The sequence below is a fragment of the Enterobacter sp. SM3 genome (assembly GCF_009811935.2).
In the GTDB taxonomy this organism is placed as follows: Bacteria; Pseudomonadota; Gammaproteobacteria; order Enterobacterales; family Enterobacteriaceae; genus Enterobacter; species Enterobacter asburiae_D.
Window position 1 is genome coordinate 1,414,628 of sequence record NZ_CP099971.1, and the last position, 24,803, is coordinate 1,439,430.

At 57.8% G+C, this 24,803-nt stretch carries 24 protein-coding genes and 1 riboswitch; of the genes, 10 read left to right on the top strand and 14 right to left on the bottom strand.

Annotated features, from left to right (window positions below):
• Nucleotides 1-305: 305 nt before the first annotated feature.
• Nucleotides 306-1,214 (bottom strand): uridine diphosphate-N-acetylglucosamine-binding protein YvcK, encoded by a 909-nt coding sequence (yvcK, locus tag GVO84_RS06565; RefSeq protein ID WP_048992088.1) that lies wholly within the window; start codon nucleotides 1,212-1,214, stop codon nucleotides 306-308.
• Nucleotides 1,215-1,439: 225 nt separating this feature from the next.
• Nucleotides 1,440-1,573, top strand: a riboswitch (molybdenum cofactor riboswitch).
• On the opposite strand from yvcK, the gene moaA reads away from it, so the two are divergent.
• The 6 genes from moaA to GVO84_RS06595 all read left to right on the top strand — a co-directional run bounded on the left by moaA (nucleotide 1,561) and on the right by GVO84_RS06595 (nucleotide 5,040).
• Nucleotides 1,561-2,550 carry a GTP 3',8-cyclase MoaA gene (gene moaA / locus GVO84_RS06570; protein WP_159513691.1) on the top strand — a complete coding sequence of 330 codons (990 nt, stop codon included), beginning with the start codon at nucleotides 1,561-1,563 and terminating at the stop codon, nucleotides 2,548-2,550. (Overlaps the previous riboswitch by 13 nt.)
• A 24-nt stretch (nucleotides 2,551-2,574) precedes the next feature.
• The gene (gene moaB, locus GVO84_RS06575) at nucleotides 2,575-3,087 is read left to right on the top strand and encodes a molybdenum cofactor biosynthesis protein B (protein ID WP_121425405.1); all 513 of its coding nucleotides are present in this window, start codon (nucleotides 2,575-2,577) and stop codon (nucleotides 3,085-3,087) included.
• A 3-nt stretch (nucleotides 3,088-3,090) separates the two neighbouring features.
• Nucleotides 3,091-3,576, top strand: coding sequence for a cyclic pyranopterin monophosphate synthase MoaC (moaC, locus tag GVO84_RS06580; RefSeq protein WP_032649450.1), 486 nt, complete (start codon nucleotides 3,091-3,093; stop codon nucleotides 3,574-3,576).
• Nucleotides 3,569-3,814, top strand: coding sequence for a molybdopterin synthase sulfur carrier subunit (moaD, locus tag GVO84_RS06585; protein WP_121425404.1), 246 nt, complete (start codon nucleotides 3,569-3,571; stop codon nucleotides 3,812-3,814). The genes moaC and moaD overlap by 8 nt, the downstream gene beginning before the upstream one ends.
• A 1-nt stretch (nucleotide 3,815) precedes the next feature.
• Nucleotides 3,816-4,268: a molybdopterin synthase catalytic subunit MoaE gene (gene moaE / locus GVO84_RS06590; protein ID WP_121425403.1), complete on the top strand. Its 453-nt coding sequence runs from the start codon at nucleotides 3,816-3,818 to the stop codon at nucleotides 4,266-4,268.
• A gap of 64 nt (nucleotides 4,269-4,332) precedes the next feature.
• Entirely contained in the window at nucleotides 4,333-5,040 is a 708-nt protein-coding gene (locus GVO84_RS06595; RefSeq protein ID WP_029742164.1) for a Bax inhibitor-1/YccA family protein, read from the top strand.
• Between the two features lie 89 nt (nucleotides 5,041-5,129).
• Here the strand turns inward: GVO84_RS06595 and GVO84_RS06600 are convergent, their stop codons facing one another.
• The 3 genes from GVO84_RS06600 to GVO84_RS06610 are packed head-to-tail and all read right to left on the bottom strand — an operon-like array spanning nucleotide 5,130 to nucleotide 8,088.
• On the bottom strand, nucleotides 5,130-6,092 hold the full coding sequence (locus tag GVO84_RS06600; protein ID WP_159513692.1) for a lysylphosphatidylglycerol synthase domain-containing protein: 963 nt from the start codon (nucleotides 6,090-6,092) through the stop codon (nucleotides 5,130-5,132).
• Nucleotides 6,092-7,330 (bottom strand): cardiolipin synthase ClsB, encoded by a 1,239-nt coding sequence (gene clsB / locus GVO84_RS06605; RefSeq protein WP_063143110.1) that lies wholly within the window; start codon nucleotides 7,328-7,330, stop codon nucleotides 6,092-6,094. Before clsB ends, GVO84_RS06600 begins: the two co-directional genes overlap by 1 nt.
• Nucleotides 7,327-8,088 (bottom strand): endonuclease/exonuclease/phosphatase family protein, encoded by a 762-nt coding sequence (locus GVO84_RS06610; protein WP_023334979.1) that lies wholly within the window; start codon nucleotides 8,086-8,088, stop codon nucleotides 7,327-7,329. Before GVO84_RS06610 ends, clsB begins: the two co-directional genes overlap by 4 nt.
• 133 nt (nucleotides 8,089-8,221) lie before the next feature.
• Between GVO84_RS06610 and GVO84_RS06615 the strand changes: the two genes are divergently transcribed.
• Complete coding sequence (locus tag GVO84_RS06615) at nucleotides 8,222-8,632, top strand: YbhQ family protein (RefSeq protein WP_014883088.1); 411 nt, start codon at nucleotides 8,222-8,224, stop codon at nucleotides 8,630-8,632.
• Here GVO84_RS06615 and GVO84_RS06620 read toward each other — a convergent pair.
• Genes GVO84_RS06620 through cecR form a run of 5 tightly spaced genes read right to left on the bottom strand, consistent with a single transcriptional unit; the run spans nucleotide 8,594 to nucleotide 14,282 of the window.
• Nucleotides 8,594-9,700, bottom strand: a complete 1,107-nt coding sequence (locus GVO84_RS06620) for an ABC transporter permease (RefSeq protein WP_023310860.1) — start codon at nucleotides 9,698-9,700, stop codon at nucleotides 8,594-8,596. The genes GVO84_RS06615 and GVO84_RS06620 overlap by 39 nt on opposite strands.
• Before the next feature lie 57 nt (nucleotides 9,701-9,757).
• Nucleotides 9,758-10,891, bottom strand: coding sequence for an ABC transporter permease (locus GVO84_RS06625; protein ID WP_159513693.1), 1,134 nt, complete (start codon nucleotides 10,889-10,891; stop codon nucleotides 9,758-9,760).
• Entirely contained in the window at nucleotides 10,881-12,620 is a 1,740-nt protein-coding gene (locus tag GVO84_RS06630) for an ATP-binding cassette domain-containing protein (protein WP_159513694.1), read from the bottom strand. The genes GVO84_RS06625 and GVO84_RS06630 overlap by 11 nt, the downstream gene beginning before the upstream one ends.
• Nucleotides 12,613-13,608 carry a secretion protein HlyD gene (hlyD, locus tag GVO84_RS06635; RefSeq protein ID WP_159513695.1) on the bottom strand — a complete coding sequence of 332 codons (996 nt, stop codon included), beginning with the start codon at nucleotides 13,606-13,608 and terminating at the stop codon, nucleotides 12,613-12,615. Before hlyD ends, GVO84_RS06630 begins: the two co-directional genes overlap by 8 nt.
• Nucleotides 13,605-14,282 carry a transcriptional regulator CecR gene (gene cecR, locus GVO84_RS06640; RefSeq protein WP_121425396.1) on the bottom strand — a complete coding sequence of 226 codons (678 nt, stop codon included), beginning with the start codon at nucleotides 14,280-14,282 and terminating at the stop codon, nucleotides 13,605-13,607. The genes hlyD and cecR overlap by 4 nt, the downstream gene beginning before the upstream one ends.
• A 207-nt stretch (nucleotides 14,283-14,489) precedes the next feature.
• Between cecR and rhlE the strand changes: the two genes are divergently transcribed.
• Nucleotides 14,490-15,875 (top strand): ATP-dependent RNA helicase RhlE, encoded by a 1,386-nt coding sequence (gene rhlE / locus GVO84_RS06645; RefSeq protein WP_121425395.1) that lies wholly within the window; start codon nucleotides 14,490-14,492, stop codon nucleotides 15,873-15,875.
• 97 nt (nucleotides 15,876-15,972) lie between these two features.
• Nucleotides 15,973-18,150: an ATP-dependent DNA helicase DinG gene (gene dinG / locus GVO84_RS06650; RefSeq protein WP_121425394.1), complete on the top strand. Its 2,178-nt coding sequence runs from the start codon at nucleotides 15,973-15,975 to the stop codon at nucleotides 18,148-18,150.
• On the opposite strand, the gene GVO84_RS06655 is transcribed toward dinG, so the two are convergent.
• The 5 genes from GVO84_RS06655 to GVO84_RS06675 all read right to left on the bottom strand — a co-directional run bounded on the left by GVO84_RS06655 (nucleotide 18,137) and on the right by GVO84_RS06675 (nucleotide 23,507).
• Entirely contained in the window at nucleotides 18,137-18,640 is a 504-nt protein-coding gene (locus tag GVO84_RS06655) for a fimbrial protein (RefSeq protein ID WP_159513696.1), read from the bottom strand. The genes dinG and GVO84_RS06655 overlap by 14 nt on opposite strands.
• A gap of 5 nt (nucleotides 18,641-18,645) precedes the next feature.
• Nucleotides 18,646-19,635 carry a fimbrial protein gene (locus GVO84_RS06660; protein ID WP_159513697.1) on the bottom strand — a complete coding sequence of 330 codons (990 nt, stop codon included), beginning with the start codon at nucleotides 19,633-19,635 and terminating at the stop codon, nucleotides 18,646-18,648.
• A gap of 21 nt (nucleotides 19,636-19,656) precedes the next feature.
• On the bottom strand, nucleotides 19,657-22,200 hold the full coding sequence (locus tag GVO84_RS06665; protein ID WP_159513698.1) for a fimbria/pilus outer membrane usher protein: 2,544 nt from the start codon (nucleotides 22,198-22,200) through the stop codon (nucleotides 19,657-19,659).
• Nucleotides 22,201-22,227: 27 nt separating this feature from the next.
• Complete coding sequence (locus GVO84_RS06670; protein WP_159513699.1) at nucleotides 22,228-22,902, bottom strand: fimbrial biogenesis chaperone; 675 nt, start codon at nucleotides 22,900-22,902, stop codon at nucleotides 22,228-22,230.
• Nucleotides 22,903-22,970: 68 nt separating this feature from the next.
• Nucleotides 22,971-23,507 carry a fimbrial protein gene (locus GVO84_RS06675; RefSeq protein ID WP_024908718.1) on the bottom strand — a complete coding sequence of 179 codons (537 nt, stop codon included), beginning with the start codon at nucleotides 23,505-23,507 and terminating at the stop codon, nucleotides 22,971-22,973.
• A gap of 256 nt (nucleotides 23,508-23,763) precedes the next feature.
• On the opposite strand from GVO84_RS06675, the gene ybiB reads away from it, so the two are divergent.
• Complete coding sequence (gene ybiB / locus GVO84_RS06680; protein ID WP_159513700.1) at nucleotides 23,764-24,726, top strand: DNA-binding protein YbiB; 963 nt, start codon at nucleotides 23,764-23,766, stop codon at nucleotides 24,724-24,726.
• Nucleotides 24,727-24,803: the final 77 nt, after the last annotated feature.

Here is a 24,803-nt window from a genome sequence, read left to right on the forward strand (position 1 = left end):
TGCGCCGAGAGGGCGGGCTTTACAGGGACGTTACCTCCGCCCGTACCCGATAAGCCGAAAGGAATAAGCCGAGGGCACCGCGAAGCGGCGATTTACCGCCGGGAGCCCGGGTCGCCAGGGTGGTGGCGATTGAGCCACCCTGGCACGTTCACAGGCCATGTCGTTACAGAGTAGCAAGGAACATAAAGTGAACGGAATGACCACCAGAGTCGTATGTTCCCCCTCACCCCAGCCCTCTCCCTCAAGGGAGAGGGGGTCGTCCGTGCGGGCATTATTATGAGGGCATCAGGCCGCACAAGACGAACCTAACCCAGCGCCTGAATCGCCTTCTCCAGCGCCTCGCGCAGCAGGTGACGGTCGTGGCGATACTTGATATCGCTGGCCTCCAGCGGCTCCTGCACCACCAGACGATCGCCAATCCCTGACACATCCACTTTCGGGCCCACGACTACGCCGTCAATGATCTTCTTGCCGACGTAATGCTCCATTAATTCAAGCTTGTCTGCCAGCGACAGGCTCGCCGCCGCCGGGCTCAGTTCACGTCCCAGGTTACCGATGTAAACCATCGGGGCAGGGGTGCGGCGCAGCGCCTGCGCCAGCTCTTTCACCAGCAGAATGGGCATCAGGCTGGTGTAAAAACTGCCTGGGCCGATCAGGATAAGATCCGCTTCACCGATGGCTTCCACCGCTTCTCGCGTAGCGGGTACGCTCGGATAGGTCATTAGCTCCGTCGGCGGCAGGAGGAGCTGGTCGATATTCACTTCGCCGTAAACTTCATGCCCTTCGGCGTCGATTGCCATCAAGTCAACCGGTTGTTCGGACATAGGGATCAGGAATGCGTCCACTTTGAGCAGATTACGGATTAAGTTGATGGCTTCCAGAGGCCGTACGCTCAGGTGATCAAGCGCCTTTAACATCAGATTTCCGAGGTTATGCCCGGAAAGTTCGCCATTACCGCCAAAACGGTACTCAAACATCGCCGACGCGACGCTTGGCTCGGTAATTAACTGGTTCAGGCAGTTGCGCATGTCTCCCCAGGCAATGCCGCCTTCGGCACGACGAATGCGCCCGGTTGAGCCGCCGTTATCGGTGGTGGTCACTATCCCGGTCAGCCTTGAGCCGAGTGACGACAAAGAGGACATAACCCGGCCTAAGCCGTGTCCTCCGCCAAGAGCGACCACTCGGTCAAGATCCGCAAAAGTGCGATTGCGCATACGTATTCCTTATCACGTTCGATCGCGTAACAGTAACCTAACTACCCCTAAAAGACGATGCCTCACCCGATCCAAAATGACGTATATCAATGTGAAAATGTGGTTTTTAGGTATTCTGTAGCGAAAATGCAGGATTGAATCGCTATATAGCTAATTATATAGCGAAAAGCGATAATGGCGTCGTCAGAATTTCCGCGCTACTATCGCCCTAACCACGTTTTCAAAATTGAAAACATACACTCTAGCCCTTGTGCCTGTGTCGAAAGATATGGCGCTCTGGCCGTGGCGAATTTGCCACCAGGGTACAGAAAGAAATGACTGTGCCTCCCGATCTGGAAAGGTGTACATGGCTTCACAACTTACTGATGCTTTCGCGCGTAAGTTTTATTACTTACGTCTGTCGATTACCGATGTGTGCAACTTCCGTTGCACCTACTGCCTGCCCGACGGCTACAAACCGGGCAGCGTTACCAATAACGGCTTTCTCTCCGTGGATGAAGTGCGCCGCGTCACGCGCGCCTTCTCTGAGCTCGGCACCGAAAAAGTGCGTCTGACCGGCGGTGAACCCTGTCTGCGCCGTGATTTTCCCGACATCATCGCCGCCGTGCGTGAAAACGAACGTATCCGCCAGATTGCCGTGACCACCAACGGTTACCGCATGGCGCGTGACGTGGCGAACTGGCGCGATGCGGGGCTGACGGCGATCAACGTCAGCGTCGATAGCCTGGACGCCCGTCAGTTCCACGCCATTACCGGCCAGGATAAATTTCAGCAGGTTATGGACGGTATCGACGCGGCATTTGCGGCCGGGTTCGAGAAGGTCAAAGTCAACACGGTTCTGATGCGTGATGTGAACCATCATCAGCTCGATACCTTCCTGGCGTGGATCAAATCCCGCCCTATACAGCTGCGTTTTATCGAGCTGATGGAAACCGGCGAGGGCAGCGAGCTGTTCCGTCGCCATCACATCTCCGGCATGGTGCTGCGCGACGCGCTGCTGAGACGCGGCTGGATCCACCAGATCCGCCAGCGCAGCGACGGCCCGGCGCAGGTCTTCTGCCACCCGGATTACGAAGGTGAGATAGGGCTTATCATGCCCTATGAGAAAGACTTCTGCGCCAGCTGCAACCGCCTGCGCGTCTCCTCCGTTGGCAAGCTCCATCTTTGCCTGTTCGGCGACGGCGGCGTGGACCTACGCGATCTGCTGGAAGACGATGCGCAGCAGGACGCGCTTGAAGCACGTATTTCTGAAGCGCTGACGCATAAAAAACAGACCCACTTCCTGCATCAGGGCAATACCGGTATTACTCAGAACCTGTCCTACATCGGCGGGTAATCAGGCTTAAGAAGGAATCAGAAGATGAGTCAGGTAAACGCAGAATTTATCCCGACACGCATTGCTATCCTTACCGTTTCCGACCGCCGCGGCGAAGAGGATGATACCTCCGGCCACTGGCTGCGCGAGGCGGCCCATGACGCGGGGCATCACATCGTCGATAAAGCGATCGTGAAGGAGAACCGCTACGCCATTCGCGCTCAGGTTTCTCAGTGGATTGCCAGCGATGAGGTGCAGGTGGTGCTGATCACCGGCGGCACCGGCTTTACCGCAGGCGATCAGGCCCCCGAAGCGCTTATCCCGCTGTTTGACCGCGAGGTGGAAGGCTTCGGCGAGGTGTTCCGCATGCTCTCCTTTGAAGAGATTGGTACCTCCACGCTCCAGTCGCGCGCGGTGGCCGGGGTGGCTAACAAAACCCTGATTTTCGCCATGCCGGGTTCGACCAAAGCCTGCCGCACCGCGTGGGAAAACATCATCGCCCCGCAGCTGGATGCCCGTACCCGTCCGTGTAATTTTCATCCCCATTTAAAGAAATAAGCTATGTCACAACTGACCCACATTAACGCCGCCGGCGAAGCGCATATGGTGGATGTTTCCGCCAAAGCCGAAACGGTGCGCGAGGCGCGCGCGGAAGCGTTCGTCACTATGCTGCCGGAAACGCTGGCGATGATTATCGACGGCAGCCACCATAAGGGCGACGTCTTTGCCACCGCGCGCATCGCGGGTATTCAGGCCGCAAAGCGCACCTGGGAACTCATTCCGCTGTGCCATCCGCTGATGCTGAGCAAGGTGGAAGTGAACCTGCAGGCGCAGCCGGAGCAGAGCCGCGTGCGCATTGAGTCACTCTGCCGCTTAACCGGCAAAACCGGCGTGGAGATGGAAGCACTCACGGCGGCTTCCGTTGCCGCGCTAACCATCTACGACATGTGCAAAGCGGTGCAGAAAGATATGGTCATTGGCCCGGTTCGCCTGCTGGCAAAAAGCGGCGGCAAATCCGGTGATTTTAAGGTGGACAGCCATGATTAAGGTGCTCTTTTTTGCGCAGGTGCGCGAGCTGGTGAATACCGACAGCCTGACGCTGGATGCGTCCTTTGAAAACGTCGCTGCCCTGCGTGCGCATCTGGCGGCACAAAGCGAACGCTGGGCGCTGGCGCTGGACGAAGGCAAGCTGCTGGCCGCCGTTAACCAGACGCTGGTGGAGTTCACTCACCCGCTGAAGGAAGGCGATGAAGTGGCCTTCTTCCCGCCGGTGACGGGGGGCTAAGATGGCTGAAACCCGAATTCTGGTGAGCCCCGAGCGTTTTAACGTGGGGACCGAATACAGCTGGCTGGCGGAACGAGATGAAGACGGCGCGGTTGTCACCTTCACCGGCAAAGTGCGCAACCACAACCTCGGCGACAGCGTGAAGGCACTGACGCTGGAGCACTATCCGGGGATGACCGAGAAATCGCTGGTGGAGATTGTCGACGAGGCGCGGGGCCGCTGGCCGCTTGGCCGCGTCACGGTGATTCACCGCATCGGCGAGATGTGGCCCGGCGAGGAGATTGTCTTCGTCGGGGTGACCAGCGCACACCGCAGCAGCGCGTTTGCAGCAGGGGAGTTCATTATGGATTACCTCAAAACCAAAGCGCCGTTCTGGAAGCGCGAAGCCACGCCGGAAGGTGACCGCTGGGTAGAATCTCGCGACAGCGATAAACAAGCCGCCAGCCGTTGGTAGTCGGTTTACGTGGATGTGTTAATCTTAACGTGTGTGTCTACTTAAACTTAATCAGGAGTGAATCATGGACCGATTTCCGCGTTCCGATTCAATAGTACAGCAGACCCGTAGCGGCCTGCAGACGTATATGGCTCAGGTGTACGGCTGGATGACGGTTGGCCTGCTGCTTACCGCGTTTATCGCGTGGTATGCGGCGAACACGCCTGAACTGATGATGTTTATCTTCTCCAGCAAAATCACCTTCTTTGGGCTGATTATCGCGCAGCTGGCGCTGGTGTTTGTGCTTTCGGGTCTGGTGCAAAAGCTGAGTGCCGGAATGGCGACCACGCTGTTTATGCTCTATTCGGCGCTGACCGGGCTGACGCTTTCCAGTATTTTCATCGTCTACACCTACTCCTCCATAGCCAGCACCTTTGTGGTGACCGGCGGGATGTTCGGCGTGATGAGTCTCTACGGTTACACCACGAAGCGCGATCTGAGCGGTTTAGGCAGCATGCTGTTTATGGGGCTGATTGGGATTGTGCTGGCGTCGCTGGTAAACCTGTGGCTGAAGAGCGACGCGCTGATGTGGGCCGTGACCTACATCGGGGTGGTGATCTTCGTTGGGTTGACGGCGTATGACACCCAAAAGCTGAAAAACATCGGCGAGCAGATTGACGTACGCGATAGTTCAAACCTGCGCAAATACGCGATCCTGGGCGCGCTGACGCTGTATCTGGACTTCATCAACCTGTTCCTGATGCTGCTGCGTATTTTCGGCAACCGTCGCTAGGGTTGTTTTGCCGGGTGGCGGCTTCGCCTTACCCGGCCTACGAAACGCGAACCGTAGGTCGGGTAAGGCGAAGCCGCCACCCGACTTATTCACTTCGCTAACATCCTCTCATTCTTTGCCCGTAATTTCTTCGCCCGACTCTCCAGCACCAGATAACAGACCGTTGCCAGCGCCAGCGGCAGGAAGTAATACAGCATGCGGTATGCCAGCAGGGCCGCGATAATCGTGCCCTGAGAGACATGCTCCCCGGCCAGCAGGGCGATAAATACCGCTTCCAGCACGCCGATCCCCGCCGGAATATGCACAATCACGCCCGCAATACTGCTCACCAGCAGCACGCCCAGCACGAAGAAGTAGTTCACGTCCTCGCCAATCAGCAGCCAGATAATGGCCCCCATCGCCATCCAGTTGGCGCTGGAGACGGTCATCTGAAGCACCGCAAACTTCCATGAGGGCAGCACCAGCTTTTGCCCTTTAATGGTCATATGACGGCGTCTGGCAAACGCGCAGGCCCAAAGATAAACGGCGATGATCAGTAGCAGTACGATGCCCAGAATGCGCAGCGTGGCCTCATCGATATACCAGTGCGCGGGCAGCTGCACCACGCCGATGGTGAAGATCACCCCGCCGAGCAGAATATAACCCAGCCAGTTGGTGGTGATGCTCAATGAGAAAATGCGCGTGATGGTCCCGCCCGGCAGGCCGAGCCGCGAATAAAGGCGATAGCGCATGCCAATGCCGCCGACCCAGGTGCTCAGCGTCAGGTTAAAGGCGTAGCAGATAAACGACACCAGCATCACCTGACGTTTGGCCAGCTTGTGGCCGCAGTAAGCTCGGCCCAGCAGGTCATAGCAGCCGTACATCAGATAGCTCACAATAACCAGCCCTACAGCGCCCAGCAGCACCATCCGGTTATAGTTGCGGATGACTTTCCACACCTCTTCCCAGTCAACTTTCTGCGCGTAGACCACCAGCAGAACCGCGACCGCAATAAAAAACAGCCAGGTCAGGATCTTTTTTGCCAGCCGCCAGCGCGGATGCGATTTCGACATCAGGGTTTGCCTCCATCTTCCGCTTCAATACGGTCCTGGGTTTCCATTTCCGGTTGTACCGGTGGGTCGACCTGCGCAAGCTTAGGCGTATGCGCTGGCAGCCAGCCGACCATGGCCGGGAAATGGCGCAGAAAGTGGAACACCACCACGCTGATGCCCAGGTTCCACCAGGTACGTTTGGGGACCATGGATTCGTCCACGCGCACGCTGTCGTTAACGATCAACGCCTGCAGGTTATCCCGCAGGGTCTGGTTAAACTGGCGATCGTGAATGATCAGGTTGGCTTCAAGGTTGAGCGATAAGCTCAGCGGATCGAGGTTACTGGAGCCCACGGTTGCCCAGTGATCGTCCATCAGCGCCACTTTGCCGTGCAGCGGTCGGCGGCGATATTCGTAGATCTGTACGCCGCCCTTCACCAGATAGTTATACAGCAGCCGCGCGCCGACTTTGACTATTGGCATATCCGGCTCGCCCTGCACAATCAGCTTCACGCGTACCCCGCGCCGGGCCGCATTGCGCATGGCGTGCAGCAGACGATAGCCCGGGAAAAAGTAGGCGTTAGCAATAATCACTTCGCGCTTCGCGTTGGCGAGCATCTTGAGATAATGACGTTCAATGTCGTCTCGGTGCTCGCCGTTATCCCGCCAGACGAAAAGGGCCTGCGCTTCGCCGGGCTTCCGGTTCTCTTCCGGGCGATGGCGGCGTCTCCACCAGCGGCGAACGGCCTCTTTACCCGGCAGGTTCTCCAGCTCAAACAGTAAGATGTCCTGCACCACCGGGCCTTCTATGCGAATGGCGTAGTCCTGCTTTGCCTCCGGGCCGTAGTCGGACATATGCTCAGCGGAGTAGTTAATGCCGCCGACAAAGGCCACCGTCTCGTCCACCACCACAATTTTGCGGTGCATCCGGCGGAAAAGATTGGTACGCATGCCGAACAGGCGAGGGCCGGGATCGTAGTAGCGGAACACCACGCCCGCGGAGGTCAACTCATTGACAAACGCATCGCTGAGGTCCGGCGAACCATAGCCATCAAGCAGCACTTCAATTGTGACGCCGCGCTGGGCGGCGCGCAGCAGCACGCTGTGCAACTGCTTGCCGACGTTATCTTCGAACCAGATAAAGGTCTCGAGGATCACCTTCTGCTGAGCGTTATCAATCGCCTTAAACACGGCCGGGTAATACTCGTCCCCGTTGACCAGCAGCGTGATTCGGTTGCCTTCCTGCCAGGAACATTTCATAGGTGGATCTCCGCGCTGAGCGGGGCGTGGTCGGAAAGATGTCGCCAGTTAAGAAGCGCCAGGGCGGTCGGGCTGCTGGCGTGGGCATTTTTCACGTAGATGCGGTCAAGCCGAAGCAGCGGGAAACGGACCGGGAAGGTGCGCGCAGGCCTGCCGTTGGCGCGAGTAAAAATCTCCTCCAGTCCGGCATCCACTTTCAACGGATGGTTTGCCCGCTGTCGCCAGTCGTTGAAATCGCCTGCCACGACCACCGGTTCACCTTCGGGAAGGGCGTTGGCCCATTCGGCCAGCATTTTCAGCTGCGCCTGACGATGGGCTTCGCGAAGACCCAGATGAACACAGCCGACATGCACAGGTCGCTCGAGGTCGGGCGGGGTAATACGGCAGTAAAGCAGGCCGCGTTTTTCGCTTTCCCCGACGGAAACGTCGCGGTTTTCGTAATGTTCAATGGGGTAACGGGACAGCACCGCGTTGCCATGATGCCCTTCCGGGTAGACCGCGTTGCGGCCGTAGGCGTAATCACTCCACATGGTGTCGGCCAGAAATTCATAGTGCGGCGTGTCGGGCCAGTTCTCAAAGTGGAGCGGATGCACTTCGTGTGCGCCCATCACCTCCTGCAGGCAGACAATATCCGCGCTGACGGTGCGAACCGCGTCGCGCAGCTCCGGTAAAATGAAGCGGCGATTAAATGCTGTGAAGCCCTTATGAATGTTTATCGTCAGCACCTTAAGCGAGAAATGCTGCATTTTTTGAGTCATAAGCTCTTTCCTGAGTGACTATCCCAATGAAAATAAAGTGTAGTCGTCGTCACAAAAAGATGCGGCGTTACGGAATTTTCCGTAAAGTGCGGTAGTCTGATTAAGCAGAGAAAAATCCTTCAGGAGAGAAGCCATGAAGTGGCAACAACGTGTTCGTGTCGCAACTGGCCTGAGTTGCTGGCAGATAATGTTGCATTTACTGGTCGTGGCCGTACTGGTGATGGGCTGGATGAGCGGCACGCTGGTGCGTGTTGGCCTAGGACTATGCGTCCTTTATGGCGTCACCGTGCTGTCGATGCTGTTCTTACAGCGCCACCATGAAGCGCGCTGGCGCGAGGTGGGTGATGTGCTCGAAGAGCTCACCACCACCTGGTATTTTGGTGCCGCGATGATTGTGCTTTGGCTGCTGTCGCGCGTGCTGCAAAACAACCTGCTGCTGGCCCTGGCGGGTCTGGCAATCCTCGCAGGGCCTGCGGTCGTCTCGCTGCTGACCAAAGAGAAAAAGCTACGCAATGTTGCGTCTAAACATCGCGTACGCCACTGAGCCCGTCGTGGCCGCAATCACCAGTAGCGGCCACAAACTTCCCCAGACAATATCCAGACTCGCATCCTTCAGATAGATTTGCTTGGTGATGTCCGTAAAGTGCCGAATTGGATTTACCCACGTCAGATCCTGTAGCCATACCGGCATGTTCTCGACGGGAGAAACATAACCCGAAAGCAAAATCGCGGGCATCATAAAGACGAATACCCCGATGAACGCCTGCTGCTGCGTCGAGCAGAGCGCCGAGATCAGCAGTCCAAACCCCACCAGCGACAGCCCGTAAATCACCATCGTGAAGTAAAACAGCGCCAGCGAACCGGCGAACGGGATCTGGTAGGCCCAAATGCCCACCCCCAGCACGATGGTGGCCTGGAACGTCGCGACGATCAGCGCCGGCACCGCTTTGCCGACGAAAATCTGCCAGGTGGCGAGCGGGGAGACCAGCAGCTGATCCAGCGTGCCCTGTTCGCGCTCGCGGGCGACGGACAGGGAGGTCACGATCATCACCCCGATGGTGGTGATCATGGCGATCAGCGACGGTACCACGAACCACTTGTAGTCCAGATTCGGGTTGTACCAGTTACGCACCACCAGCTCGCTGTTGTTGGGCTTCGGTTTGCCCTCCATCAGCTCCTGCTGATAATCCTTCACCACCTGCTGCAGGTAGTTGGCCGCTATCTGGGCGCTGTTGGAGTTGCGTCCGTCGAGGATCAGCTGCATCGGCGCGGTCTGGAAGGTATCCAGATTGCGGGAGAAATCCGCCGGGAACCGCACCAGCAGCAGCGCTTTTTGCGTGTCGATGGTGGGCTGGATCTCCTGCGGGCTTTTCAGCAGCAGGATGTGGGTAAAGGCTTTGGCACGGGCAAAGCGCTGCGTCAGCTCGACGGAATGTTTGCCGTTGTCTTCGTTGTAAATGGCGATAGTGGCGTTGGTCACCTCAAGGGTGGCGGCAAACGGGAACAGTAAAACCTGGATCAGCACCGGCAAGACCAGAATGGCGCGGGTTTGCGGCTCGCGCAGCAGGGATTGCAGCTCTTTGCGTATTAACGTCCATAATCGATGAAACATCGCGTCGTCCTCCTGTCGGGTGGCGCTTGCGCTTACCCGACCTACAAAATCCGATGGCTAATCTAATCTTCTTTTCGTTTTCATCCACGTCAACCCGATAAACATCACCGCCGACGCCATCAAAAACAGGGTGTTGATAATCAGCACCACCGGAATATTCCCCGCCAGGAACAGGCTTTGCAGCGTGCTCACGAAGTAGCGCGCCGGGATGATGTAGGTCACGGCGCGGATCACCGCAGGCATACTGTCTATCTGGAAGATAAACCCGGACAGCATAATCGACGGCAGAAAAGCGGCGTTTAGCGCCACCTGCGCGGCGTTAAACTGGTTGCGGGTGATGGTGGAGATGAGCAGACCCATGCCCAGCGTGCTGAGTAAAAACAGGCTGGTGATAAAAAACAGCACCACCAGCGAGCCGCGATACGGCACGCCGAGGATAAAGACTGACACCAGCATGCAGAGCAGCATCGCCAGCATGCCGAGGAAATAGTAGGGGATGAGCTTGCACAGCAGCAGCTCGACGCGCGTCACTTCGGTAGAGAGCAGCGCCTCCATGGTGCCGCGCTCCCACTCGCGGGCGATGACCAGCGAGGTCAGTATCGCGCCGATTACCGTCATGATAATCGTCACCGCGCCCGGAATAATAAAGTGCTGACTGATGGCGGCAGGGTTAAACCAGTAGCGCGTCTGCACGTCGATCAGCGGTTTAAATTCTTCACCCCGATCTTCCGCCCGCTGCATCTGCCAGAGCTGCCAGATCCCCTCCGCGTAGCCCTGCACGAAGTTGGCGGTGTTCGGCTCGCTGCCGTCGGTGATCACCTGGATCGGCGCATCGGTATTTGCCCGCGCCATATTGGCGGCGAAATCCACCGGAATGACGATCAGACCGCGAATTTTCCCGGCCTGCATTTTCTGGATCAACTCCTGGCGGCTGTCGCTGATGGTGGCGTCAATGTAGGGCGACCCGGTCATGGCGTGAGTGAAGTCCAGCGCCTCTTCGCTCTGCTGCTCCAGCAAAATCCCGACCCGGAGCTTGCTGGAGTCCAGGTTAATGCCGTAGCCAAAGATAAACAGCAGCAGCAGGGGGATCACCACCGCGATCAGCCAGCTGCTGGGATCACGCACGATCTGCCGCGTCTCTTTAACGCACAGCGCGCGCACCCTGCGCCATGAAAGGGCATTACTGCGCATGGGCATTCTCCTTATCCCAGTCGTGGATGAGGGTGATAAACGCCTGCTCCATGGTCGGGTCCGGGACCTCATCGTCGGCGGCCTGGTTTTTCAGGTCGTCCGGGGTACCGTGGGCAATCAGCTTGCCGCGATAGACCAGCCCGATGCGGTCGCAGTACTCCGCCTCGTCCATGAAGTGGGTGGTCACCATCACGGTCACCCCTTTTTCCACCATGCTGTTGATGTGCAGCCAGAACTCGCGGCGGGTAATGGGATCAACCCCCGAAGTCGGTTCATCCAGAAACAGAATATCCGGCTCGTGCATCAACGAGCAGGCCAGGGCCAGCCGCTGCTTAAAGCCGAGAGGCAGCTCGTCGGTGGCGTGGGAGGCGATGTTGGTTAACGCGAAGGCGTCGCTCATGCGGCGGATTTTCTCGTTCTGCGCGCGCCCGCGCAGGCCGTACACGCCGGAGAAAAAGCGCAGATTCTGCTCGACCGTCAGGTTGCCATACAGGGAAAACTTCTGCGCCATGTACCCCAGATGCTGGCGCGCCTTGCCGGAGCTGACCTTCAGATCCATGTCCAGCACGAGCGCCTTGCCGGACGTCGGCACCAGCAGGCCGCACATCATCTTAAAGGTGGTTGATTTTCCCGCGCCGTTCGGCCCGAGCAGGCCAAAAATCTCGCCGCGCTTAACCGCGAAATTGACGTTATCGGTGGCGGCGAAATCCCCGAACTTTTTGGTGAGCGATTTCGCTTCGATCACCGTTTCGCCCGGCGTGCCTTCCACCGTATGCAGAATGGCGGCAAGCGGCGACTCTGACGTACCCGCGCCGCCCAGCAGGTCGATAAACGCGTCCTCAAAGCGCGGTGCGGTCTCTTCTATCTCGATCTCAGGCATTCCCTGCGCCTGGCGAACGTCGTCGGCGGTGGCCTCTTTTTTGAGAATAATGCGCACCGAGCGGCCCTGGATCATCCCGTCGCTGACCTGCGGCAGCCTGAGCACCCGCTGCAGCAGCCTGCGGTTGGACTCCTGCGGGCTGTGTAGCAGGAAGCTGCGTCCGGCCATGCTCTGCGTCAGCGTCGTCGGCTCGCCCTGATAAAGCAGTTCGCCTTCGTTCATCAGCAGCACGTCCCGGCACTGTTCCGCTTCGTCGAGGTAGGAGGTGCTCCAGAGGATCAGCATCCCGTCGCCCGCCAGCTCGTGCACCATCTGCCACAGTTCACGTCGCGAAATGGGGTCTACGCCGACGCCGGGCTCGTCCAGCAGCAGCACTTTCGGCTCGCCGACCAGCGTGCAGGCCAGCCCCAGCTTCTGCTTCATCCCGCCGGAGAGCTTGCCCGCCAGCCGGTCGGTGAACGGGCCGAGGGAGGTAAACTCCAGCAGGCGCGCGAAGGTTTTCTGTCGGGTTTCGCCGGTGACACTGCGCAGGTCGGCGTACAGGTTCAGGTTTTCCATCACCGTCAGGTCTTCATACAGGCCAAACTTCTGCGGCATATAGCCGAGCATGGCGTGGAGCGCGCCGTCGTCTTTTATCGGGTCAAGACCGAGCACGCTGGCCGATCCTTCATCCGGCTTGAGCAACCCCGCCAGCATCCGCATCAGCGTGGTTTTCCCCGCGCCGTCCGGGCCGACCAGACCGGTCACGTAGCCTTTCTGGATGGTGCAGTTCAGCGGCGCGACGGCCGGTTTGTCCATTCCCGCGAAGCGTTTGACCAGATTATTGAGCTGAATAACCGCGTCATTCATGTCGTTCCCCGCTGTCTACTTTTACGGTGACGGGCATGCCCTGACGCAGCGCGTCGTCCGCATCGGTGACGATGATGCGCAGGCGATACACGAGGTCGGTACGCAGGTCCGGTGTTTCAACGGTTTTCGGCGTGAATTCGGCGGTAGGGGAGACAAAGCCCACCTTGCCGTGATACGGCTTGTCCGGGCGGCCGTCGGTATAGAGCAGCAGCTCGCGGCCCGGCTGCATCTGGCCGAGATTTGGCTCGTCAATGTAGGCTCGCACCCACACCGGGCGGGTCAGGGAGAGCGTTAAGACGGTGCTGCCCGCGCTGAGCATGCTGCCCGGCTCCACGGCGCGGGTCATCAGCGTGCCGTCAGACGGCGCGATTAAGGTAGTGTCGTGCAGATCCAGCTCTGCCTGCGCCAGCTGTGCCTGCGCCTGTTCAAGGCTGGCTTTCGCCTGGGCAATATCCTGCGCGCGGTTACCGGTGCGGTACTGGCTTAACTTATCCTGCGCGGACTTCAGCGTGGCCTGCGCCTGGTCGCGGGACGAGCGCGCATTTTCCAGATCGTTGGCGGAAATGGTGCGGCTTTTCCACAGTCCCTGCTGGCGCGCGTAGAAGTTCTGCGCGTAGTCATAGGCGGCCTGCGCCTGTTTGACCGCGGCGGCGGCCTGGGCGATCTCTTCGTCGCGATAGCCTGCCAGCATCAGGTCATACTGCGCCTGAGCGACGGAAACGCCCGCTTTGGCCTGCATCAGCGCATTCTCATAGGGCGCTTTATCCAGCATTCCCAGCGTCTGCCCGGTTTTAATAGCATCGCCTTCGTCCACACTCAGCGAGGCGAGACGTCCACCGACGCGGAAGCTCATATTCACCGTGCGAATATCCACGTTACCGTACAGCGTCAGGCCTTTATCCTGATGGCTCTGGTACCACAGCCATCCACCGACTCCAGCGGCAAGCAAAACAACAACCACCAGAATGATGGCGACAGGTTTTTTCATGACTTCAGGCTCCTTTGCGTTAAGCCTTGCAGGATCAGATCGACGTGACAGGCGATCACCTTGCTAATCTGCGCGGCTTTATCCTCATCAAATTGTGTCCAGCCGGTGCGTAACAGGATAGTTTCCCTGCCCAGACGGAAGGCAAGGATTTCACCCAGCAGGGCGTGGGTATGCAAAACCGTCTCGGTATCACCGGCATCCCGACCGGTATAGGCGGCGATCAGCCGGGTCAGGTGTGAGTGCATTGGCTCAATCACCCGATCGTGCACCCGCTGATAGGCGACTGTGGGGGAGAGCTGCTCCCGGGAGATAAACTTGCTCAGGTTGAGCGTATCGTCGTGCGTCAGCAGGCGGATCATATCGTGGCAGGCATTGAGAATAAGCTGGCGAACGGCGGCGCGATCGGGCGACGGCTGGCCGAGCAGCGCGGTGGCTTCCTCAACGTGCGGGTGAAACTGCGTGCCGATAAAATCGGCGATCCACTCGGCGCAGGCGAGGTATAAATCCTCTTTTGAGCCAAAATAGTAGGTAATAGCCGCAATGTTCTGCCCGGCCAGCGCGGCAATATCGCGCGTGGTCGCATGCAGCCCGTACTCACCAAACTGCGCCAGCGCGGCGGCGATAAGCTGATTTTTGGCCTGTTCACCTTTGGTTGTTGTGGGTGTCGTATTCATGGCGGCATTAAGAATTAATCAATCGATTGATTAAGATTATGCCTGATTTACGCTCACGTCGAGGGAATGCGGAGGGATATTTTATGCGCCACGTCACAAAAGCTGCTACACTCCGCTCCTTCGCGACATTGTGGTTTTTGTCCTCCCCTATTCGTTATATCTCCCTGAAAACTACACCTGTGATGGTCGGGGCGGTTCGGAGTTTTTATGTCTTTTGATTCCCTTGGCCTGAACCCGGAAATTCTGCGCGCGATCGCAGAGCAGGGCTACGTTGAGCCAACCCCAATCCAGCAGCAGGCTATTCCTGCCGTCCTGCAGGGCCGTGACCTGATGGCCAGCGCCCAGACCGGCACAGGTAAAACCGCGGGCTTTACGCTGCCGCTGTTAGAGCTGCTGGTAAAAAACCAGCCGCACGCCAAAGGCCGTCGTCCGGTTCGTGCCCTTATCCTGACCCCAACCCGCGAGCTGGCAGCCCAGATTGGTGAGAACGTGCGTGAGTACAGCCGCTATCTCAACATTCGCTCGCTGGTGGTCTTCGGCGGGGTCAGCATCAACCCGCAGATGATGAAGCTGCGCAGCGGCGTTGACGTTTTGGTTGCTACCCCAGGTCGTCTGCTGGATCTGGAGCATCAGAATGCGGTTAAGCTGGACCAGGTTGAAATTCTGGTGCTGGACGAAGCCGACCGCATGCTCGACATGGGCTTCATCCACGATATTCGTCGTGTGCTGGCCAAGCTGCCCGCGCGTCGTCAGAACCTGCTCTTCTCCGCGACCTTCTCCGACGAGATCAAGGCGCTGGCGGAAAAGCTGCTGCATAACCCGCTGGAAGTGGAAGTGGCGCGTCGCAACACCGCCTCTGAGCAGGTGACGCAGCACGTTCACTTTGTTGATAAAAAGCGCAAGCGGGAACTGCTCTCCCAGATGATCGGCCAGGGTAACTGGCAGCAGGTGCTGGTCTTTACCCGCACCAAGCACGGCGCCAACCACCTGGCGGAACAGCTGAATAAAGACGGCATCCGCAGCGCGGCGATCCACGGTAACAAGAGCCAGGGCGCGCGTACCCGCGCGCTGGCAGACTTCAAATCCGGCGACATCCGCGTGCTGGTGGCGACCGACATCGCTGCCCGTGGCCTCGACATTGAAGAGCTGCCGCACGTGGTGAACTACGAGCTGCCAAACGTGCCGGAAGATTACGTTCACCGTATCGGTCGTACCGGCCGCGCGGCGGCAACCGGTGAAGCGCTTTCTCTGGTCTGCGTGGACGAGCACAAGCTGCTGCGCGACATCGAACGCCTGCTGAAGAAAGAGATCCCGCGCATCGAAACCCCGGGTTACGAAGTGGATCCGTCGATCAAAGCCGAGCCGATTCAGAACGGTCGTCAGGGTGGCGGTGGACGCGGTCAGGGCGGTGGCGGTCGCGGTCAGCAGCCGCGTCGTGCCGAAGGCGGCGCGCCGAAATCATCCGGCAAACCGCCGCGTCGCAACAACGACAGCAAACCGGCGGGTGAAAGCCCGTGGCGCAACGGCGAAGGGAAACCGGCAGGGGAAGGGCAGCGTCGACGCCGCCCGCGTAAACCTGCTAACCCGCAGTAATCTGGAAGCCCGGTCGTAAAGCCGGGCTTTTCTTTTTGCGGCAGCGAAGAGAAAGTGCCACAATAGTGGCTGTTTATACAGTATTTCAGGTTTTCCAATGGCTTTAACCGCTGCGCTTAAGGCGCAAATTGGCGCATGGTATAAGGCGCTACAACAGCAGATCCCCGATTTTATCCCCCGAGCGCCGCAGCGGCAGATGATTGCCGACGTGGCAAAAACGCTCGCCGGGGACGACGGGCGACATCTGGCGATTGAAGCCCCGACCGGCGTCGGGAAAACCTTGTCGTATCTCATTCCCGGCATCGCGATTGCGCGGGAAGAGGACAAAACGCTGGTGGTCAGCACCGCCAACGTGGCGCTGCAGGATCAGATCTTCAGCAAAGATTTACCGCTGCTGCGCAAAATTATCCCTGACCTGCGGTTTACGGCAGCCTTTGGGCGCGGGCGTTACGTGTGTCCGCGTAACCTGGCGGCGCTTGCCAGCAGCGAGCCGAATCAGCAGGATCTGCTCGCGTTTCTGGATGACGAGCTGACGCCAAACAATAAGGCCGAGCAGGAGCAGTGTGCAAAGCTCAAAGTCGAGCTCGACGGCTATAAGTGGGACGGCCTGCGGGATCACACCAGCCAGGCCATCAGCGACGATCTGTGGCGCAGGCTCAGCACCGACAAAGCGAGCTGCCTCAACCGCAACTGTCACTACTACCGCGAGTGCCCGTTCTTTGTCGCCCGGCGCGAGATTCAGGAGGCGGAGGTGGTAGTCGCCAACCACGCGCTGGTGATGGCGGCGCTGGAGAGCGAAGCGGTGCTGCCGGAGCCTAAAAACCTGCTGCTGGTGCTTGATGAAGGCCATCATCTGCCGGACGTGGCGCGTGACGCGCTGGAGATGAGCGCCGAAATCACCGCTCCGTGGTTCCGCCTGCAGCTGGATCTCTTCTGCAAGCTGGTGGCCACCTGCATGGAGCAGTTCCGCCCGAAAACCACGCCGCCGCTGGCGGTGCCGGAGCGGCTGAGCGACCACTGTGAAGAGGTGTATAGTCTCATCTCATCGCTCAACAACATCCTGAATCTTTATCTTCCGGCAACCCAGGAAGCTGAACACCGCTTTGCGATGGGGGAGCTACCGGAAGAGGTGATGGAGATCTGCCAGCAGTTGGCGAAGCATCTGGAAAAGCTGCGCGGGCTGGCGGAGATGTTCTTAAACGATCTGAGCGAGAAAACCGGCTCGCATGACGTGGTGCGTCTGCACCGCATTCTGCTGCAGATGAACCGCGCGCTGGGGATGTTTGAAGCGCAAAGCAAGCTCTGGCGGCTGGCCTCGATGGCGCAGGCGTCCGGCGCGCCGGTCACCAAATGGGCCACCCGCGACGTGCGCGACGGACAGGTCCATCTCTTTTTCCACTGCGTGGGCATCCGCGTGGCCGATCAGCTGGAAAAGCTGATCTGGCGCAGCGTGCCGCACGTGGTTGTCACCTCTGCCACGCTGCGTTCCCTGAACAGTTTTTCTCGTTTGCAGGAGATGAGCGGGCTAAAAGAGAAGGCGGGCGACCGCTTTGTGGCGCTGGACTCGCCGTTTAACCACTGCGAGCAGGGCAAGCTGGTGATTCCGCGCATGAAATTCGAGCCGCTTATCGACAACGAAGAGCAGCACATTGCGGAGATGGCGGCCTACTTCCGCGAGCAGGTCGAGAGTAAAAAGTACCCCGGCATGCTGGTGCTGTTTGCCAGCGGGCGGGCGATGCAGCGCTTCCTCGAGCACGTCACCGATCTGCGTTTACTCCTGCTGGTGCAGGGAGATCAGCCGCGCTACCGGCTGGTGGAAACCCACCGCAAGCGCATTGATAACGGCGAGCGCAGCGTGCTGGTGGGGCTGCAGTCGTTTGCTGAAGGTCTGGATTTGAAAGGGGACTACCTCACGCAGGTGCATATCCATAAAATCGCCTTCCCGCCCATCGACAGCCCGGTGGTGATCACCGAAGGGGAGTGGCTGAAAAGCCTCAACCGCTATCCGTTTGAGGTGCAGAGTTTACCCGCGGCGTCGTTTAACCTGATTCAGCAGGTCGGGCGTCTGATTCGTAGCCACGGCTGCTGGGGGGAGGTGGTGATTTATGACAAACGTCTGCTCACCAAAAATTACGGCCAGCGGCTGCTCAACGCGCTACCGATCTTCCCGATCGAACAGCCGGAGGTGCCGGAGGTAAAAAAACGCCCGACAAAACTGGCCGCCGGGCGTAAGAAAAGCATCCGTGCTAAGGGGCGCGGTCCTACTGGTAAGTGAAGGTCACCTGAATCACGCTGCTGAACGTCCCGGCGCTGACAGGCATGGAGGTGGCGTAATAGCGCGCGGAAAGCGGAAACGTCGCCGTGTGGTCGCTCGGGTTGATGGCGACGTTAAAGGCAGCCTGCGGGGCGATAAGTATCTTGTCCTGACGGTCAGCCAGCTCCAGCGCCAGCCCTTTCGCGCTGCCGGTGTTAGCGAATTTTGTCGGGTGCACGCCGTCTGCCTGGCCGTAGAAAAAGGCAGTGGCAAGCGCCAGCGTGGCCGGGCAGTGCGATACCGACAGGGAAAAGTCTTTCCAGTCGCCGGTATCCCCCACGTCTTTAAAATTGCCCGACACCGCCTGGCCTAAATCCACCGTCAGGTTGCGGCTCGCGCTGTCGATGACGCAGGTGTTGGCGTAAATATTCCCCGTCATCTGGATCTGAATATCGTCTGCGTGTGCCTGGGCAATAAGCCCAAGCGCCAGGAGAGTAATGATTTTTTTCATCGCGATCACTTATAGGCGAGGGTGATAGTGGCAACGGTGTTGGCAGGACCCGGGGTGACAACGTCGCTGACCTGCTCGTAGCGAACCTGGAATGGAATTGTCAGCGTTTCGTTGGCTACCGCTTCGCGTTGGGTGTTTACGTAGGTATCGAACGTGGCGATGTTGTCGTCGAATACCATTTGTACCCCGACGCCGGTTGCCATGCCGGTCTGCTGAGTGAGTTTCAGCACGCCTTCGAACGCCGTTTCGTATCCGTTTGAGCTTGTCACTTTTACCTCGGGCTGCACGGTGGTGTCACAATTCACCGTGACGTCAAAACTCTGTGCCGGGGAAGAGAGCATGCCCACGCTGACAAAATCGCTGACCGGGAAATCGCCCAGGTTAACCGTCAGATTTTTCGGCAGAACGGAGCAGGTGACCTGATGAAGAATGACGTTACCTGAATAGGCAATATCGTTTGGATTGCCAATCCCTTCATGGCCAAAAACGCCAATACCGAACCGGGTTTGGGCCTGCACCAGGGTTCCTGATGACACGGTATCGCTCGTTTTGACCAGCTCAAGCGTTACCTGAAAGCTAAACGACTGCGACCCGTCGGAAGAGACGTAACCAATCGGCGTTCCGCGCGAATCGCACTGCACTCCGCCAGCGCCGCTAATACGCTGACCCTCTTCATTCTTCAACGCCACGCCAACACCCGGCACGCCAGAATCGTATACGCCCTTCAGCCCCGGAATTTCCGCTCCCGAACCGTAGTAGCAAGAGACAATCTCAAGACCTTTGTCGCCGCTTTGATCGCAATTACCCGCAATATGAACGGTTTGCTCCGTACCGGGGATCGTCTCGCCAACGGCAAGCGTAGTCGGAACGGATATGGAGGCCACGTTAATCATTTTCGGCATATCTGGCGACGTGCAGGTTGCCTTTGCGTGCGGCATAAACAATGCCGCCGTTCCAAGAACCAATAAGAAAAAACACTGTTTAATCATTTGCATACTGTTTGCCCAATCGAGGTATCAATGACACTGCGCGGCAGCGTTAATGATGCTGGTTTTCTCTTTCTCATCCGTTAGCGCATAGTCAGCGACGCAGTGCTCGCTCGCATCCTGTCCCCAGGAGACGCTGAGATGCCCTTGCTGCGGCAGGCCCGAGAGATAGGTCTGCCCGTCATTGCCGACAATGAACTCGCTGTCCTTATCGTCCGTGGTCACCGTTGCGCCGAAGGGCAGCGGTTTGCCGTTTTGCGTGAGCGTCATCAGCACGCGACTGCCGACGCGGGTATTAAAGCTGGCGCGCACCACGGCGCCGCGCGTTGGGGTCACCACCTGCGCCGCGTGCGTCACGTCGGCGTTGTCCGGCAGCGTTTCGGTATCCAGCGCGATGGTGTTGTGGCGATACGCGGTAACAAACGGCACGACGGTATAGCCGCGGAAATCGGTCTCCACGCCTGTCTGATTAGCGATATGCGTCCCGTGCGTGCCGGGTGCTTTCACCAGCGCGATGGTCTCACCCAGCGGCTGGCTCAGGGTGATGCCGTTCGCGTGGGCAACCACGCCGCCCTGCAACCCGACGTTAACGGTCTGCTGATACTTATCCTGACTGACGCCTGCGCTCACTTCGCCATAGGTCGCTTTGTAATCAGCGTTCATGCTTGTTGAGTTACCGCTGCCGGTACTGCTCAGCCCCTGCTGGATATTCCAGTTCAGGTTGTCTTCCTTCAGCGCCGTGCCGTTCAGGCCGATATTCTGCGTAGTACCGTCTTTGGTGTTGTTCAGGTTGTAGGTGGCCCAGGTGTTGTGCATCCAGTGGTCCAGCGGAACGGAGACGCTCAGCGAGAACTGGTTGTCGTTCGTCACTTGATTACCGTCTTCATCACTGTCGTTGGTGTTTTTGTTCATGCTGTAGCTCAGGCTGTAGCTCACCCCGTGCCAGCTGTTGTTGTAGCTGACGCTCATGGAGGTCATGTCCTGGTTCTGGCTCCAGTAAGTCTCTTTCACCATGCTCAGGGTGACGGAGCCCCAGCCTTCAGGCAGCGTCTGGTCGACGGTGGCCTCGGTTCGGGCGCGGCGCTGCTGGGGGGCAGACCAGTCGTCAGAGCGGGTATATGACTCCATGGTGTCTTCCAGGGTGTAAAACCCTTTGCTGTTGTAGCGATAGCCCGCGAGCGAGAAGTTGGTGCCTGAACCGGCAAAATCTTTGCTGTAGCGCACGCGCCAGGACTGGCCCTTGCTGGACTGCTGCTTTTTCAGCAGGGCTTTCGCGCGGGTGACGTCGATGGAGAACGCCCCGAGATCGCCCATGTTTTTCCCGGCGCCGAGCGCCTGGGACTGATAGTGGCTGCTCTGCTGCACGCCGCCGTAAGCGGTGAAACCATAGGGCAGGCCGTAGATCGCGCTGCCCTGGGCAAACGGCGTCTTCTCGACGTCTTTGTCGTAAGAACGGTACCGCCCGGCGGTCACGCTGTAGCGCAGGTTTTTTTCACGCTGCAGTACCGGCACGGAGGCATACGGCACCACGAAATGGCTTTCGCTGCCGTCGGTCTCTTTCACGGTGACCTGCAGATCGCCGCTGCTGCCGGTAGGGTAGAGATCGTTTATTTCAAACGCGCCGGGGGCGACCGTGTTCTGATAAATGACGTAGCCGTTCTGGCGTACCATCACCAGCGCATTGCTGTGTGCGGTGCCGCGAATGATCGGCGCATAGCCTTTCTCGCTGTCCGGCAGCATGTCGCTGTCGGATTTCAGCTCCACGCCGGTGTAGGGCACGCTGTCAAAAACATCAGATGGCGAAGAGCTTTGCCCAACGGTGAGATCGCTCTTCATCGCCACGATATCGCGCTGGGCATAGGTATAAACGGAGGAGAATTTCTGCTGCTCTTCCTTGCCCTGGGTGCTGCGATTCCACGTGGAGTAGTTGCGTACGCGCCAGGCACCGACGTTAAAACCGGGACGCAGGTTAACATACTGGCTGCTGTTGTCCTGCTCGCCCTGTTGACGCGCATGGCTCTGGCTGGCGGTCGCGCTGTAGTTGAGAATGCCCGCGGTGATCCCCTCGTCGAATTCTTTCGGGTCGATATAGCCGCGTGGAACCTGGCCCAGGGCCAGCTGTGGAATACTGAGCAGCAACTGCTGATTGCGAACGTGAAACGACGCGGAGGCTGCCGGGATGGCGGTTAAATCAGCGCACTGGCCTTTTGCCATCAGCGCCGGATATTTTCGGGTTTTGATCCCAAGGCTTTTTAAATCGCTCAGGCTAAAGCAGGGCTGAAGTGAACTGCTGCCGTGTGAATCTTTTTGCAATGTGAACGTGACGTCGCGGGTATCAATTTTATTATTGTTGATAAAGATAGCGACCTGATATTTACCCGGTGCCTGCCCTGGCCCTTTTTCGTAAACCGACAGATCGGTCTTACCCTGCTGCGGATTATCAATATCCAGCAGCGCCGGGTTAAAATAATCATCAGCCATAACCTGCTGCGCAAAGATCGCCAGTGCCAGGCCACAGAGAATGACCAGCAGGGATGAAATTCGGCAGGTGAACGGCTTTTTATGGCTGTACATGATTATCGTAATTATCTGCGTGTGATATTAGTGGACTGATTTCGACCAGGTCTGGCTGATGCTGCCGTAATCCGTAATAATGGAATACGCGACGGTTGAACCGCTGACGTTGCCAGGTAAGGCGAAATGCGTTTCCGTTTCCGGAATTGCCCACGTGGCTTTATCCACTTTGTGGCCGTTCAGCGTCACCTTCTGGAAATTCATATAGAAAGGCGTAGGGTTATTAACGACCAGATCGTTACCCTCGCGATGCCACTCAAGTTTATTTGCGACATCTTCCGGTTTGCCTTTCACCGCCGATGGGCGATACAACAATTTAATGCGCGTATTAATGGCAATTTGCAGGGTATTCATCCCGTCAACGTGCTTAGACGAAGGGATGGCTTTGATATTCAGCCAGTACAAGGATTCACGGTCTTCCGGTAAATTACCGCCGGTGCGCACCACGCGCAGAACGTTATCCTCTTTCGCATCCAGGCGAAAAAGCGGGGGGGTTATCAGGAAAGGGGCTTTGGCCAGGTTTTTACCGCCAGAATCGACCCAGGACTGTACCAGATAATCCGTTGTATCCGGGTTTGAAAGACCAAGAGACGATTCCTTTTTATCTCCCTGGTAGACCAGACGTGTGCCATTAATAATGACACCTGCGTGTGCTGTGGCGGCCGCCAGTAAAAGCGTGCTCAGTAAATAACCGTGGCGCATAAATATTTCTCAATAATAGAAGAGATATTAACGCGTATAAACGCGTTAATATCTCAGGATTGATAATATCAGTTATAGATAACGGTGAAGGTCGAAACGGAATTAGCCGGACCTGCGGTAATCGCGGCCCCGGTTTGAATATAGCGGGCACCGAATATCAGGTCGTTAACCGCCGTACCGGAGGCTAACGGATATTGCTGAGAAGGGGTGTAAAGACTCACCGGCTGCTCGGAAGCGTCAACCAGCTGAATAGCTACGCCCGTTGCCGCATCCACATCCGGCGTTAATGCCAGCGTAGCGTTGTTATTTGCATCCGGCGTTCCGCCGAAGTTAATCGCGGCGGAGGTAACGGTTTCCGGACAGTCTTTTAACTGAATATCGAACTTTGTTAACGTACTGGTGGAGCCTGCACCGGTAAATACCGTTTTAGAGACTTTGCCTAACTGAACGTTTAACGGGTTACTCAACCCATTAACCACCTGACACGCTGAATCAATAATTTCCCCGGTGAAGTTGATCTGACCTTCGCCGTTTGTTGCCGCAAATGCGGATGCAGAACACCCCACCGCTGCGGCGATGAATAAACCTAAAGCAACCTTGTTCATAGTAAATCCTGGTATGTGACTGGTGCGAACGTTGCCTGGACGTTTTCACCGTTGACCCTTAATGACTTTCCGCTGGTTATTTAATCAAAAAATGTATAGCTAAGAATCTTCTATAGAAATCACAAATAATTGAAAAATTGCTTGTGTTTATTTTTTTTCATTAAAACAGCGCGTTGGGTTCGGGGATAAAACACTAACGGCCTGGCAATCATCAGGGCTATATTGTTAACAAGATGATGCTGTCAGGAGAGATGTCGTGGATTACCGCAAAATTATCAAAGAGGTAGGGCGCGGGAAAAATCATGCCCGCGATCTGGACCATGAAACCGCGCGTGCGCTTTATACCCGCATGCTTGAGGGCGACGTCCCCGACCTGGAGATGGGGGGCATTCTGATCGCGCTGCGTATCAAAGGGGAAGGTGAGGCGGAGATGCGCGGGTTCTATGAAGCCATGCAGGCGCAAACGCTGCGCTTAACCCCGCCCGTGGCAAAGCCTATGCCGATCGTTATCCCGAGCTACAACGGCGCGCGCAAGCAGGCAAATCTAACCCCGCTGCTCGCTATCTTATTACACAAACTGGGGTTCCCGGTGGTGGTGCACGGCGTAAGCGAAGATCCTACTCGCGTGTTGACGGAGACCATTTTCGGGATGCTGGGCATCGAGCCAACGCGTCATGCCGGTCAGGCGCAGGCGAAGCTGGACGGTCATCAGCCTGTTTATATCCCGGTCGGCACGCTCTGCCCGCCGCTGGAAAAGCAGCTCGATATGCGCTGGCGCATGGGCGTGCGTAACAGCGCGCACACGCTGGCGAAACTGGCCACGCCGTTTGACGAAGATGCCGCCCTGCGTCTCTCCAGCGTTTCGCACCCGGAATACGTGGCGCGCGTGGGGCAGTTCTTTGAGGCTATTGGCGGAAGGGCGTTGCTGATGCACGGCACGGAAGGCGAGGTTTATGCGAACCCGCAGCGCTGCCCGCAGGTGATGCTGATCGATTCTGCCGGTACGCGCGCCGTTCTGGAACGCGGGGAAGAGAATACCGGCGTGATATTGCCTGAGGCAAAAGATCCCCATACTACAGCCTACTGGATTGAGCAGTGCCTTGCCGGAAATGTTCCGGTTCCACATTCGATCAAGCTGCAGATGGCCTGCTGTTTGCTGGCAACCGGAGAAGTGGAATCCGTCCTGGGCGGGCTTGAACGCGTGGCGCAGATGTTTTAGACAAAAAAAAGCCCGTCCAGTGGCGGACGGGCAAGCAAGGGTAACAACAACAGGGTCAATGAGGGTGGAGCAGCTCA

Bases quoted from the DNA above. Each gene is read 5' to 3' on its own strand.
- yvcK (WP_048992088.1), bottom strand. From the start codon at position 1,214: ATGCGCAATCGCACTTTTGCGGATCTTGACCGAGTGGTCGCTCTTGGC.
- moaA (WP_159513691.1), top strand. From the start codon at position 1,561: ATGGCTTCACAACTTACTGATGCTTTCGCGCGTAAGTTTTATTACTTA.
- moaB (WP_121425405.1), top strand. From the start codon at position 2,575: ATGAGTCAGGTAAACGCAGAATTTATCCCGACACGCATTGCTATCCTT.
- moaC (WP_032649450.1), top strand. From the start codon at position 3,091: ATGTCACAACTGACCCACATTAACGCCGCCGGCGAAGCGCATATGGTG.
- moaD (WP_121425404.1), top strand. From the start codon at position 3,569: ATGATTAAGGTGCTCTTTTTTGCGCAGGTGCGCGAGCTGGTGAATACC.
- moaE (WP_121425403.1), top strand. From the start codon at position 3,816: ATGGCTGAAACCCGAATTCTGGTGAGCCCCGAGCGTTTTAACGTGGGG.
- GVO84_RS06595 (WP_029742164.1), top strand. From the start codon at position 4,333: ATGGACCGATTTCCGCGTTCCGATTCAATAGTACAGCAGACCCGTAGC.
- GVO84_RS06600 (WP_159513692.1), bottom strand. From the start codon at position 6,092: ATGTCGAAATCGCATCCGCGCTGGCGGCTGGCAAAAAAGATCCTGACC.
- clsB (WP_063143110.1), bottom strand. From the start codon at position 7,330: ATGAAATGTTCCTGGCAGGAAGGCAACCGAATCACGCTGCTGGTCAAC.
- GVO84_RS06610 (WP_023334979.1), bottom strand. From the start codon at position 8,088: ATGACTCAAAAAATGCAGCATTTCTCGCTTAAGGTGCTGACGATAAAC.
- GVO84_RS06615 (WP_014883088.1), top strand. From the start codon at position 8,222: ATGAAGTGGCAACAACGTGTTCGTGTCGCAACTGGCCTGAGTTGCTGG.
- GVO84_RS06620 (WP_023310860.1), bottom strand. From the start codon at position 9,700: ATGTTTCATCGATTATGGACGTTAATACGCAAAGAGCTGCAATCCCTG.
- GVO84_RS06625 (WP_159513693.1), bottom strand. From the start codon at position 10,891: ATGCGCAGTAATGCCCTTTCATGGCGCAGGGTGCGCGCGCTGTGCGTT.
- GVO84_RS06630 (WP_159513694.1), bottom strand. From the start codon at position 12,620: ATGAATGACGCGGTTATTCAGCTCAATAATCTGGTCAAACGCTTCGCG.
- hlyD (WP_159513695.1), bottom strand. From the start codon at position 13,608: ATGAAAAAACCTGTCGCCATCATTCTGGTGGTTGTTGTTTTGCTTGCC.
- cecR (WP_121425396.1), bottom strand. From the start codon at position 14,282: ATGAATACGACACCCACAACAACCAAAGGTGAACAGGCCAAAAATCAG.
- rhlE (WP_121425395.1), top strand. From the start codon at position 14,490: ATGTCTTTTGATTCCCTTGGCCTGAACCCGGAAATTCTGCGCGCGATC.
- dinG (WP_121425394.1), top strand. From the start codon at position 15,973: ATGGCTTTAACCGCTGCGCTTAAGGCGCAAATTGGCGCATGGTATAAG.
- GVO84_RS06655 (WP_159513696.1), bottom strand. From the start codon at position 18,640: ATGAAAAAAATCATTACTCTCCTGGCGCTTGGGCTTATTGCCCAGGCA.
- GVO84_RS06660 (WP_159513697.1), bottom strand. From the start codon at position 19,635: ATGCAAATGATTAAACAGTGTTTTTTCTTATTGGTTCTTGGAACGGCG.
- GVO84_RS06665 (WP_159513698.1), bottom strand. From the start codon at position 22,200: ATGTACAGCCATAAAAAGCCGTTCACCTGCCGAATTTCATCCCTGCTG.
- GVO84_RS06670 (WP_159513699.1), bottom strand. From the start codon at position 22,902: ATGCGCCACGGTTATTTACTGAGCACGCTTTTACTGGCGGCCGCCACA.
- GVO84_RS06675 (WP_024908718.1), bottom strand. From the start codon at position 23,507: ATGAACAAGGTTGCTTTAGGTTTATTCATCGCCGCAGCGGTGGGGTGT.